Annotated in this window: 9 protein-coding genes; 5 read left to right on the forward strand and 4 right to left on the reverse strand. The window is 55.6% G+C overall.

Annotated features, from left to right (window positions below):
* Positions 1-89: 89 nt before the first annotated feature.
* On the reverse strand, positions 90-2,636 hold the full coding sequence (locus HB631_RS20315; RefSeq protein ID WP_213993005.1) for a class I adenylate cyclase: 2,547 nt from the start codon (positions 2,634-2,636) through the stop codon (positions 90-92).
* A gap of 312 nt (positions 2,637-2,948) precedes the next feature.
* On the opposite strand from HB631_RS20315, the gene hemC reads away from it, so the two are divergent.
* From hemC to hemY, 4 genes are read left to right on the forward strand one after another with little or no spacing between them, the layout of a single operon-like run.
* On the forward strand, positions 2,949-3,890 hold the full coding sequence (gene hemC / locus HB631_RS20320; RefSeq protein WP_213993050.1) for a hydroxymethylbilane synthase: 942 nt from the start codon (positions 2,949-2,951) through the stop codon (positions 3,888-3,890).
* Positions 3,887-4,627, forward strand: a complete 741-nt coding sequence (hemD, locus tag HB631_RS20325; RefSeq protein ID WP_213993006.1) for a uroporphyrinogen-III synthase — start codon at positions 3,887-3,889, stop codon at positions 4,625-4,627. Before hemC ends, hemD begins: the two co-directional genes overlap by 4 nt.
* 22 nt (positions 4,628-4,649) lie before the next feature.
* Positions 4,650-5,846 (forward strand): uroporphyrinogen-III C-methyltransferase, encoded by a 1,197-nt coding sequence (hemX, locus tag HB631_RS20330; protein WP_213993007.1) that lies wholly within the window; start codon positions 4,650-4,652, stop codon positions 5,844-5,846.
* 3 nt (positions 5,847-5,849) lie between these two features.
* Positions 5,850-7,037 (forward strand): protoheme IX biogenesis protein HemY, encoded by a 1,188-nt coding sequence (gene hemY, locus HB631_RS20335; protein WP_213993008.1) that lies wholly within the window; start codon positions 5,850-5,852, stop codon positions 7,035-7,037.
* A gap of 23 nt (positions 7,038-7,060) precedes the next feature.
* On the opposite strand, the gene HB631_RS20340 is transcribed toward hemY, so the two are convergent.
* The gene (locus HB631_RS20340; RefSeq protein WP_213993009.1) at positions 7,061-9,058 is read right to left on the reverse strand and encodes an FUSC family protein; all 1,998 of its coding nucleotides are present in this window, start codon (positions 9,056-9,058) and stop codon (positions 7,061-7,063) included.
* A 1,116-nt stretch (positions 9,059-10,174) separates the two neighbouring features.
* On the opposite strand from HB631_RS20340, the gene HB631_RS20345 reads away from it, so the two are divergent.
* Positions 10,175-10,972, forward strand: coding sequence for a DsbA family protein (locus HB631_RS20345; protein WP_213993010.1), 798 nt, complete (start codon positions 10,175-10,177; stop codon positions 10,970-10,972).
* Positions 10,973-11,162: 190 nt separating this feature from the next.
* Here the strand turns inward: HB631_RS20345 and HB631_RS20350 are convergent, their stop codons facing one another.
* Both HB631_RS20350 and HB631_RS20355 read right to left on the reverse strand, forming a co-directional pair.
* The gene (locus tag HB631_RS20350) at positions 11,163-12,008 is read right to left on the reverse strand and encodes a fumarylacetoacetate hydrolase family protein (RefSeq protein WP_213993011.1); all 846 of its coding nucleotides are present in this window, start codon (positions 12,006-12,008) and stop codon (positions 11,163-11,165) included.
* Positions 12,009-12,291: 283 nt separating this feature from the next.
* Positions 12,292-12,564, reverse strand: coding sequence for a hypothetical protein (locus tag HB631_RS20355; protein WP_213993012.1), 273 nt, complete (start codon positions 12,562-12,564; stop codon positions 12,292-12,294).
* Positions 12,565-12,686 lie beyond the last annotated feature (122 nt).

A 12,686-nucleotide genomic window follows, 5' to 3' on the forward strand; every position in this document is an offset into this window, starting at 1 on the left:
ATGCCGAACGATTGTGATGTTCAATGGATATGCAAGAATTAATTGGGGAGGCGACGGGGTAAGGGAAAATAATGCCTAAACCAGTATAATCAGTTCGAGCGCGCCTGCTGCTGCGACGCATCCTGTTCGTAGGTGGCGGCCACCAGATGCGACAGCACGCTGTTGCGGAACGGCACCACCTGGATGCGCCCGTCCAGTTGCACAATTTGATAGAACTGAGGCAGGTTGAAGTTGATGAAGCTTGAGCCGTAGGTAAATCGATCGTGGGACGAGGAATAAAAACGGCTCACGTCCCGTACCAGTTCTTCCTTGCTCCCCTCGCAATGATGGTAAGCCTCGACCCGGTTGGTTTCATCAAGAATATAGATGTTAAAACCCTGCTCGTCCGAACTCTCTTCGAAGAAGAATTGTATGATGCCTTCGCTGGCAAAGCCGTCCACCACCGGCGGCAAATGCACTTTATCGGTTTCCATCTGTATGGACAGCCCGTGCAGCTTGTTATTGGAGATGGCGCCATAAAATTCAATGGCGTTTTCCAGCTTCTGCACCGATACGCTCAGGCGCTCGAAGAACAATCCCCAGGTCTGGCCGGCGACCCGAACCGCCTTGAAACGGGCCGGATCCTGACGGGTGCTGGAGAGTCGCAGTTCAATACATTCGGAAACCAGCTGCTGCACACGGGTACGAATCAAACCGCGCAAATGCTGGCTATAGCAGAACACTTCCACCGTGTCGGGGGGCGAGGCATCCTGATGCATTTTGCCGAGGATGGTTTTCAGCGCTTCCAGCACCGCCTGCTCGCCGCTGAAATGCAGTGTACGCACCTCGTTCCAGGAGTTGCGGTACAGCAGATCGATGCTGCCCACCAGGCATTCCTGCTGCTGGCCGAAGCTGAAGACATCCAGCTTGCGAAAATCGAAATGCACCACCTGATTGCGGAAAACGGCGGTGGGATCGTATTCGAGATTGACGATAATGGCCAGATGGCGGATTTCACAGGGGCTGTACAGCGCCTTGGGCGTCGGCGCGGGCACCCGCAGCGGGAACGTCCGGGAAACATCCGCCACCAGCTCCTGCAACCGGCCGAGATCGCACACATCACTGCCTTTGATATGCAGGCAGGTTTTGGCGGTCAACAGGCCGTTGAACCAGGCCCAGGCCACCAGCTTGTTCAGATAGCGGTTATATTCCAGCGGCTGATGGCTGATGATGGATTCCATCGACGGCGACTGGTTATACAGATACCAGCCAGCCCGATTGGCGCGCCCTTGGGGCACATGGATAAACGTCAGGTGCTGCTCAGACAAATCAGGGGAAATCTGCGGATTGATAAGAGTGACCTTGCCGGGCAGCGCTTCGAATGCCGCATAGAGCTTGCGGGTCAATACGCCGATGTCCTGCGGGCTGGCGCTGACGCTCAGATTGTTCCGCCGGGCGAAACGAATCAAATTGCGATAGCTTTGCATCATGGCGTCAAGCAATTCATTATGTGCTTCCCGCACCTGGCCGATTTTCCAGTTGGCGCGATCGTCGAGCATGCTCAAACGCGCTTCGTCCCAGCCCCACTCCTTGACCTGCTGGCTGAGAATCTCCCGCCGCCAGACCACGCTTGCCGGGGTGGAGGACAATTTCTCACAGACTTTAAGGTAAAAGCAGCGCCGCACCAGATCCAGCCGGGTCATATCGTTAATCTGAGTCAGGTAATGGGTTACCCGTTCCAGCATCATGCAATAGGGATCCAGGCCGAAAGAGACGATCTCGCCATCATGGAGATGCTGTTTAATATTCATCGCCAGCAGCTGGGTGTGGGGATACTCCCAGGAGTAGGCTTCCAGCAGCAGGGTCTTCAGCACCGCTTTATATGGGGAGTCGATGCTTTTATAGAGCTGCCACAGGCTGGCGCCGAAATACTCTTCGGCGGAAAGCGTGCCCAGGCCGCCCAAATCCAGCCATTCGTTGGGGGTCAGCGCGCCGCGGGCATACAACGACATGACATATTCGTCGTAATGATCTTCTTCATCCCCCGGCACCATGTTCCACAAAATACGTTTGCCGGCCATGCGTACCGCGGTGCGGTAGAATTCGTCCAGCAGCAGTATATGCTGGGTGGACCCGCAATCATCATCACCGAGATTGCCGCTTTCATTGTGACGGAAACGGTTCTCGTCAATAAGGAAAAAATTGACTTCCACGCCCTGGGCTGCGGCCCATTTTTCCAGCAGCAGGCATTTGCGTTGCAATTGGGCCCGTTCCACATTGTCGAGCCAGGACTGGTGACAGACCCAGATATCCAAATCTGAATTGGCGTTCTGGCCGATGGAGGAGGTACTGCCCATGGAGTAGACGCCGGTAATCGGGCGCTCGCCGCTCACCGGAACCACCAGCGGAATGGCCGATTTTTGGGTCATATCGGTCAGCCAGGCGGTTTGTTTATCATCAGACGTGTAAAAACAAACGCCGCAGGGTACGTTACCTTCGAGGTAACCCGGAAGCATTGGGTGATGATAATGTAATAAGGTTGGCAGCAGACTGTAGACTTGCTGAAAGGCAGGCCCCATGGCCGCCAATGCCCGATCTACCCGTAGTTGGTTGATCGCGTCCAGTCTCTGTTTCAGTGTCTCGATATAAAAGTACAAGACGTCTCGCCTGGTTATCCCGGTGCCTAAAAAATCCTATTTCCAAATCCGCCGGGATATAATGTTAGAAGAATGCTCGGCCGATAATTGCTGGAAACGTGATCAATTTAACACCTTGCTGTTTGACCGTAAAGGAAGTTAAGCTACTCATTAATTATAACACTTTTCCCTGTTGCTACTTTTAATTCCATGATGTCGGCGGGTTGCCCGACGCTTTCCCCCCCGGATCCCTATACCTTACAGAGCCTTACCATCAATGATAGAATGCAATGATAGGATGGGCGGTGAATGATTGAAACGGTAACGAACACTATGCAAAATAACCTGATAAGGATCGCCACCCGGCAAAGTCCCCTGGCATTGTGGCAAGCACAATACGTGCGGGGGGAATTGCTGCGCCATCACCCGGATCTGCGGGTGGAGCTGGTGCCGATGATAACCCGCGGCGACGTGATGCTGGATACCCCGCTGGCCAAAGTCGGCGGGAAAGGGTTATTTATCAAGGAACTTGAACGGGCGTTATTGGAAGACCGCGCCGATATCGCCGTGCATTCCATGAAAGATGTCACGGTTTCCTTTCCCGACGGGCTGGGGTTGGTGACGATTTGCGAACGTGAAGATCCCCGCGATGCCTTTGTTTCCTCCCGCTATGGCCGCCTGGAGGATTTACCGGCGGGGGCGGTGCTGGGCACTTCGAGCCTGCGCCGGCAGTGCCAGGTGCGGGAACGCCGGCCGGATTTGATCATCCGCGATCTGCGCGGTAACGTGGGCACCCGTCTGGCCAAACTGGATCACGGGGACTACGACGCGGTTATCCTGGCGGTGGCAGGCCTTAAGCGGTTGGGCCTGGAAGAACGCATCCGGTCGCCCCTTGAGCCTGAAGAGTGCCTGCCCGCCGTCGGCCAAGGCGCGGTGGGCATCGAATGCCGCCTCGACGACAGCCGCACCCTCACACTGCTGGCCCCGCTCCATCATCGGGAAACCGCCATTCGGGTCGGCGCCGAGCGGGCCATGAACGCCCGCCTTGAAGGCGGCTGCCAGGTGCCTATCGCCAGTTATGCCGAAATCCGCGGCGACCGGTTGTGGCTGCGGGCCCTGGTGGGCAGTCCGGACGGAAGCCGGGTTATCCGCGCTGAGCGCAGCGCCCCGCTCGCCGAGGGGCAAGCCCTGGGTGAAGCGCTGGCGGAAGAACTGCTGCGCGGGGGCGCCCGGGAAATCCTTGATCAGGTCTACCAGGGAAACCCGCCGCAATGACCATATTGGTGACCCGTCCATCACCGGCCGGCGAACAGTTGGTCAATCGCCTGCGCTCCCGGGGTCAATCCGCCTGGCATTTACCCTTGATTGAATTTTCTCCCGGCGATGAGTTGGCATTATTGCCGTCGCGCCTTGAGGCACTAAAAGCGGGGGATATGCTGTTCGCGGTATCCAAATATGCCATCGATTACGCACACGCTTTGCTGACCCGGCAAGGACTGGCGTGGCCACCGCAGCTCGATTATTTCGCCGTGGGCCGTACCAGCGGATTACTGCTGCATACCCTGAGCGGATTAAACGTTGACTATCCCCGCGACGGCGAAAGCAGCGAGCATCTGCTCGACCTTCCCGCCCTGCAACGGGTAACCGGGCGACAGGCCTTGATTCTGCGCGGTAACGGCGGACGGGAAGTTCTTGAAGAGATCCTGCGTCAACGGGGCGTCGAGGTCGGCTATTGCGAATGCTACCGTCGCAGCCCGGTGAGTTATGACGGTGATGAGCAAAGTCGGCGATGCCGGCAATTGGGTATAAATACTTTGATCATAACCAGCGGCGAAATGTTACAACAATTCTATACTTTAATTCCCGCTTACTATCGTGACTCCTGGCTGCTTGCCTGCCGGCTGATAGTGGTGAGTGAACGAATAGGGGCCTTGGCCCGACAATTAGGCTGGACGGATATCGTCGTGGCTGATGCAGCAGATAATGATGCACTTATGCGCGTGCTGCTCTAAATTTAACATGGGATGGGCCAATATGACGGAACACACTACTCCAACAACGCCGCAGGAAAACGCCGCCGGCGCGGCCGAAACTCCCGGCGCGTCCCGGTCCGGAGCAACGGCACCCCTATTTAGCGAGACGCAACCGGCAACCGGCGGTAACCCCCCCCGTGCGTCCCGTTCCGGCGGCAAACCAACGCTTGGGATCATATTGGCGATACTGGCCATCATCCTCGCCCTGCTGCTGGCCGCCGCGCTCTATTTCTTCAATGTCCGCCAGGGCAAGGCGCAAGCCGCCGCCAGCCAACAGTTGCAATCCCGTCTTAACGCACTGCAACAGGCGCAGCAACAGCAACAGCAGCAATATCAAACCGCATTGCGGCAACAGGACCAGACATTGACCGCGGCCCGGCAGCAGGCGGCGGATCAGGCCAGGCAACTGGGGGAGCTGCGGGAGAAAGTCGCCACCATTTCCGGCTCCGAAGCCAATACCTGGTTATTGGCGCAGGCGGATTTTCTGATAAAACTGGCCGGTCGTAAACTGTGGAGCGATCAGGACGTCGTCACCGCCGGCGCCTTGCTGAAAAGCGCCGACGCCAGTCTGGCGGACATGAACGACCCCAGTCTGATGCCGGTACGGCGCGCGATTACCGAAGATATCGCCGGTTTGTCCGCCGTCAGCCAGATAGATTTCGATGGTATTATTCTGAAAGTGAATCAACTGTCGAATCAGGTGGATAACCTGCGCCTGGCGGACAACGACAGCGATGAAGCGCCGATGGACGGCAACGGTGATAGCAAGCTTTCGGGATCGGTGCGGGAATGGCGGCAAAATCTCAGCAAAAGCTGGCACAACTTTATCAATGATTTCATCACCATCCGCCGCCGGGACACCGGAGCCGAACCTTTGCTGGCGCCCAATCAAGACGTTTACTTGCGTGAAAATATCCGCTCCCGCCTGTTGATAGCCGCCCAGGCAATACCGCGCCACCAGAATGAAGTCTATCAGCAGTCGCTGGAAACCGTGTCCACCTGGGTACGCGCCTATTTTGACACCAATGACGCCGCTACCCGCGCCTTTCTTGGCGAAGTGGACGCCCTGAGCCAGCAAAGCGTGTCCCTGAATGTACCGGACCAGTTGCTCAGCCAGCCGCTTATGGAAAAACTGATGCAGACCCGGGTGCGCAACCTGCTGGCGCAACCCACCGCCGCCGCAAGCCAGGGAGAATAGACCATGCTACAGGTATTCTTGCTGCTTATCCTGCTGATTGCCGGCATTGTTATCGGCCCCATGGTGGCCGGTCATCAGGGTTATGTATTGATCCAGACCGACAATTACAATATTGAAACCAGCGTCACCGGGCTGGTTATCATGCTGATTCTGTCGTTGATCGTCCTGTTTGTTATCGAAGCCATCCTGCGAAGGGTGTTTCGTACAGGCGCGCGCACCCGGCACTGGTTCATCGGTCGTAAAAGCCACAGCGCCCGGGTGCACACCAAAGCGGCGATGATGAAACTGGCCGAAGGGGACTATCGGCAGGTTGAAAAATTGATGACCCGTAACGCAGACCATGCGGATCAGCCGGTGGTCAACTATTTGCTGGCCGCCGAGGCCGCGCAGCAGCGGGGAGACGATATCCGCGCCAACCAGCATCTTGAGCGCGCCATGGAAGCCGCCGACAGCGATCAGCTGCCGGTGGATATCACCCGGGTCCGGCTGCAACTGGCGCGCAATGAAAATCATGCCGCCCGCCACGGCGTCGACCATCTATTGTCCATAGCTCCGCGGCACCCGGAGGTCTTGCGCCTGGCCGAACAGGCGTTTATCCGCACTCATGCCTGGCAGGCCTTGCTGGATATCCTGCCGGCGATGCATAAGGTCCGGGTCTATGAAGAAGGGAAAATAGACGCGCTGGGCTATCAGGCATACACCGGGCTGATGGACCAGATTATGGAGAATGAAGGCAGTGAGGGACTGAACCGCTGGTGGCGCGGCCAGGACCGCAAAACCCGCGGCGATACGCGCCTGCTGGTGGCCCTGGCGGAGCATCTGATTGAATGCAACGACCATGAAACCGCACAGGCCATCATTGTCAAAGGGCTGAAAAATCAAAAAAATGAACAGCTGCTGTTGCTTATCCCCCGGCTAAAAACCGGCGACCCCGAACAGCTGGAAAAGGTGCTGCGCCTGCAAATTAAACAGCAGGGCGCCACGCCGCTGCTTGACAGCACCATGGGACAATTGCTGATGAAGCGTGGTGAATGGCAGGCCGCCGCCGATGCCTTTCGCGCCGCGCTCAAGCAGCGTCCGGACGCCCATGACTACGCCTGGCTGGCGGATGTGCTGGATCGCCTGCATTTACCCGAAGAGTCGGCGCAGATGCGCCGTGACGGTTTGATGATGACCCTGAAATCGCCGTAAGCCGGCAAACGATTAAGCGAACGTCAGGGCTTTAGCAAATCGACGGCCTCAACGAGACGACGAACGGCGTGGCTCAGGTCATCATCGGGATGCTCTGCAAACGGGGATATCTCCTCGTCTGCTGTACCAATCAGCTTGTGCTGCAGCGAGACGGCAAGCTTTCCGTATTGATCGGCGCGAGCCTCTTGCTCCACCGATGTATTCCCTCGGCATAATATTTCCAGAACAGCCGCCGCGCCACACACCCCGCGCAAAGCAACGGCGGCGTCCAGCACCCGATCCAACCGATGGCTTCCCGATCGTCCCTCAAACAACATACGTTCCCTGGCAACTTCGAGCCGCGTGCTGGCGAGCCCGGCTTCCCGTTGGATCTTATCGAGCTCGCCGCTATTCCCGCTTGACTCTCTGAGTACGGCCGCGGCGAACTCCATGTTTGCGGCTACCGCGTCGGACAACGCGGTAGCCAATGCACTGCGTTCATTGACCGGCCATAGCAAAACGCTGGCTGTCGCACCGATACAGGCGCCCAGCAGCTCGTTGACGATTCGCGCATAGATCAAGCCTTCCGCCGGCTTTATGAAATCCGATAACAACATGAACATCGGGGTGAGAAAAACCACGAACAGGCCATAGTTCACCAGGCGAAATGCAATAACAGCCGTGGCCAGCACGACAACGGCCATCGCTTGCTCCCAGGGGGCGGCCAGTTGGGCTATCAGCAGGGCGGCGATCACGCCGCCAATAAGACTTCCGCAGGCGCGTTCCAGAATCCGCAGCCAGGTGTTGGCCGCCATGGGTTGCGTAACCAGTAGCGCGGCAATGACGCCCCACTGCGGAAGCGCGATGTTGAACCCTACGCCGACTATGTAGGCTATCGATGCGGCGATGGCGACCCTCAGGGCGTTGCGCCATGCATGCGGGTCGATTTTGAGGTATGCCCGTACAGGCTCATGCGTTACGTCGTCCGTGGCGGTCGCCTGCCTTTCCCGGCAAAAACGCCCGATGGCGGTGAGCGCGAACGCCACGGCGCGCGCGGGAGCGTCGTCGCGTGTGCCGATCGTGTCGGACAAGATTGCCGCTTCCTGTATGACATGGGTGTAGTCCACCTCCACCGCGTCCAGTCTGTCGGCGAACGAGCCGAGAAGATGCGCAACAGCGGGCAGCAGTGGCCGCTGCTCGAAGGCGTCCATCGGCGCGGATACCAGACGTCGATGACGTCCGAGCGAGATGAGGGCGGAAAAGGTACGGCTTGCGGCATCGACGCCGTGGTTGAGGAAGGCGGATTGCGGACCTGCATAAGCCGCGGCCTGTCTTGCCCGCTCGATGGAGGTACGCACCCCCCGCCGGTGGAACGTATCGAATCTGACCCAGGCCCGGGAATCATCTGGGACGCGATCGAGTTTTATCAATGAGGACGCCATGTCTTTAAGGCGGCTCATGAGTATCACTAGTCTGCGCTGGGCGAGATGCCGAGGGGAGGTTCGCCATAAAAACACGCATAAGAGAATGGTCCATGCCGATCCCGCCAGGAACCACCCGCCCATTTCAAGCGCACCCGTTGGTCCGTGAGGAGAAGAGATACCGATGACCACGGCAATGGAAGCGATCAATCCCCCCTGGGCTGGCATGGGGCCGAGTGCCGGCCCATATGATCGCATCAGACCGCACACGAAGACCAGCAAAAACAGGCTCACACAGGCCGCGAACGGCCCCCAGCTGGCGCCATAGGCCGCCAGTGGCATCACGATAAAACCCAGGACGCTAAAGCTCGCCATGGTTTTTAGCCGGGCATGGGACGATCCGAACGGGTCGCACAGACAGTTCCAAAAGGCGGCTACCGCGCCGTACGCGATCATGGGGTTACCGAACACGACCGCGATACAAAGCATGACCGCCATCGCTGTTGACGCTCTTGCGCCCTCCTCCATTCCCAGTTGTTCCGGGGCGATGGCGAAGATGTGTCCATCCGCCCATACTGCCCGGCGGCTGATCCAGGATAAAACGAGGGTAGTTAAGCGCATTGGTCCCAACCATTCCAGAGCGAATGTTCGGCATCCCTCGGGTGTCATTCAAGACCGCACGAGGCATGAGGGAAAACGGCTGAATCAGCATAACCGCTTATTCGACAAAACTTTAGCGACACCCCTGATGATAGTCAATCTCAGTCGTTGCCGCGCCTCACTGGGTCGATCGACGCCGATGTTGGCCCGGCCCCTTACATGCTCGTTGCGCGCACTGCCACCTACTCTATTACTTAATTTAATTTGAATTACTGAGGCGTAATCTGAGGTTCTTGAGTGCGGGGAACATCGTGAAATAAAAAAAACACTTGCCATCAAGACAAGTGCATAAGGTCGGATCAAAGACAACAGGGGGTGCCTCACTCAACGGTTTGTCCGGGATGTCTGATGAAAATTCATCAAGAGGATGGACAATAGGCACCTTAATTTGGCTCTGCATCATTCCCGGGTTTATGAGGCGTAAACGCGAACATAAGGGTTGGAATGAGCATCTACATCCTGGCTGTTGCAGATCTTATGCCACCTTGGCGGCATGACCAATAAAAATAGGAAAGCAAAGGCGTCGAAAGAGAATTTATTGATTAATTATCTATAAATATCAATTAATTAAATATAAGTTTATCTAGAGGCCTTCAAACCGCCGCCCGGCCCTTAGGCCTGAAACCATTATACTCATAACCCCTAACTGTCACCGAATAACGACAGCATCCTGGCCACCCAGCCTATAGCTTTTGCTTTCATGATGTTAGATGTCGCCATTGAGTGACATTCTGTTAAATTTCTTAACTGCCTTAAGGTAAAGTGTGCCCTTTATGAAGATTTAAGGATTCGCTCTTTTCAAGGTGACCAACGTATACGCCATTTATTGCCTATTCGCTCCATATGATTTAGGTTACCGCAGCGGCCGGCGGATGGTATTCTGCATCCGGCCAACCTGAAAACTCCCTATTTATGTCATGTTTGTTTACCCGTCATACTTCAAGTTGCAGGAGTGTTGGCTTTCCTCGCTCACCCAAGTCACTTACTCGTGTAAGCTCCTGGGGATTCGCTGCGTCGCCGCCTTCCTGCAACTCGAATTATTTAGGGTATATACTTGACTGCTTCTAAGGAAATGTGATGAATTTCAAACTCAAACATGCCGTATTGGTGACGACCCTCGCATTGATAAGCCGGACCGCCCTGGCGGACACAACGGCACAGGCGCCCTTCACACCGGCGCAGCAGGAAGCCATCGGCAAAATTGCCGCCGACTATCTGATGGCGCACCCTGAAATATTGGTTCAGGTCAGTCAGAAGCTGCAGGCGCAACAGGCCCAGGAGCAGGCGAGCGCCTTGACCGAGGGCGTATTGAATAACCAGGCCGCGTTACTCGCAGATAAAGACACCCCCGCGGCGGGTCCGGCGGACGCCAAGGTAGCGGTGGTGGAATTCTTTGATTATCAATGCGTTTATTGCAATCAGATGGCGCCCATCATGGAATCCGTCATGCAGGCCAACGACAAGGTAAAATTTGTCTTCAAGGAATGGCCGATTTTCGGCGGTCGCTGGCAGCCTTCCATCACCGCCGCAGAGACGGGTCTGAGCGTGTGGAAAGAGCAAGGCGCCAAGGGGTATATTGCTTATCACAACGGGATTTATAAAACCGGCCACAACGAAGGCAAGTTGACGGATGAGGATATCTCCGGCGTGCTTAAACAAATCCATTTTACACAACCGTCGGCGGCGGAATTACATAAAAATGTCGCCACGCTGGGCCATATCAACGAGCTGGCGCAGCAAATCGGCTTTAGCGGCACCCCCGGTTTCGTGATTATGCCCACTGCCGGCGCCACGAAGGAAAATATCACCGTTTTTGCCGGCGCGGTTGATCAGGAGGCGCTACAAGCCGCCATTGATAAAGCCGCCGGCCATTAACAGCGTCAAGCGTAGCGAAGATTTTCGTGAACCACGGGTGTCCCTCGGCTTGTCCGAGAGATTGTCCCCTCGTCAAGAGGCTTTACAACCTGTAGCCCTGGCGGCGTAGGGCTGGAGATGGCATAGGGGGAGAAATTTCTACCCGGCATGAGCCGCCATGCTGGGATTAGCCGACCCGAAATCAACCTGCTCAGGCCTGGATGGTTTTTAAAAACTGTTCACCCAACCCTTCGACGCCTAAGCGCATGGTTTGACCCGCCCGAAGAAATACGGCTTGTGGTTTTTGCCCCATGCCCACGCCCGGAGGCGTCCCGGTGGCGATGATATCGCCGGATTGCAAGCTCATGAACCGGCTAAGATAACTGATGATGTGCCTGACGCCGAAAATCATCGTATTGGTATTGCCGTTCTGGTAACGCTTGCCGTCAACCTCCAGCCATAAATTCAACGCCTGGGGATCGGGGATTTCATCCGCCGTCACCAGCCAGGGACCAATGGGACCGAAGGTATCGCAACCCTTGCCCTTATCCCAGGTGCCGCCCCGCTCGATTTGCCATTCGCGTTCGGAGATATCGTTTACCACACAATAACCGGCCACATGATCCAAGGCATCCCGCTCGCTGATATAGCGCCCCCCTTGGCCAATCACTACCCCCAGTTCCACTTCCCAGTCAGTTTTCACCGATTGCCGAGGAATTTGCACCTCATCGTTCGGCCCGATGATCGCGCTAGTCCATTTATTAAATACAATAGGCTCACCGGGGATCGCCGCGCCGGTTTCAGCGGCATGGTCCGCATAATTGAGGCCGATGCAGATAAATTTGCCCACGTCGCCGATGCAAGGCCCCAGCCGTGGCTCGCCGCCCACCAGCGGCAACTGTTGGATATCCAGTCCACGGAGCATATCCAGGGAGGCCGGCAATAACGCGGTACAGCTCACATCTGGAATAACCTTATCGAGACTGCGGATTCGGCCCTGATTATCCAGTATGCCGGGACGCTCTTCGCCGGGTAAACCATAACGCAATAATTTCATTCATTGCTCCCCAATCTTGCCATCGTTTTTAATATCGTTCATGCCATGTTCTTGCTAAAAGCAACGATCAAAAGTGTACGATCGCATACTCGTCGGCGACTAACGCTTTTTATCAAAAACGATAAGTCATACAATTATTGATGGCTAATGAACGCAGGCAAGAGCGGCAAGCTGAAGGATTGTTTCAATTATTTAGCCTAACGACGCCTTGACCCTTATTGAATGGGGTCGCTGAGGCCTAACACCAATCTTTTGGCAAAACAACGATCAATGCTTTCCGGGATCAATTCAGTGCTTCAAGACCCGATGATTTGATTAATGCATTGACTTTTTCGACTTTAATATTTTCTAAAGAGGCATAAGGGTATAATTTACCCGCAAAATAGGCATGATGTACATAATATGTCTCAATAGTGCTAATCTCGCGTCTCTGGGACGCCTCGCTTACCGGCTCTACATTTACAGTGCCATTAATTTTATGTATAACTTCTCGTGGGTAGGTTTTTTCGAGTATTTGTCCATCTAATGAGCCGCCGATCATTAAAAATTTAGCCACAAGGGCCTCCAATATCAGTCATATAGACTTAATGCTCATTTAAATTAGTGGCTTGCCTCTTTAGGCAATGGAACAAAATCAATAAGCCGAACAATTACTTTTTATCAAACAAAACTGTGTTA

This window comes from Sodalis sp. dw_96, assembly GCF_018449575.1.
Taxonomy (GTDB): domain Bacteria; phylum Pseudomonadota; class Gammaproteobacteria; order Enterobacterales; family Enterobacteriaceae; genus Acerihabitans.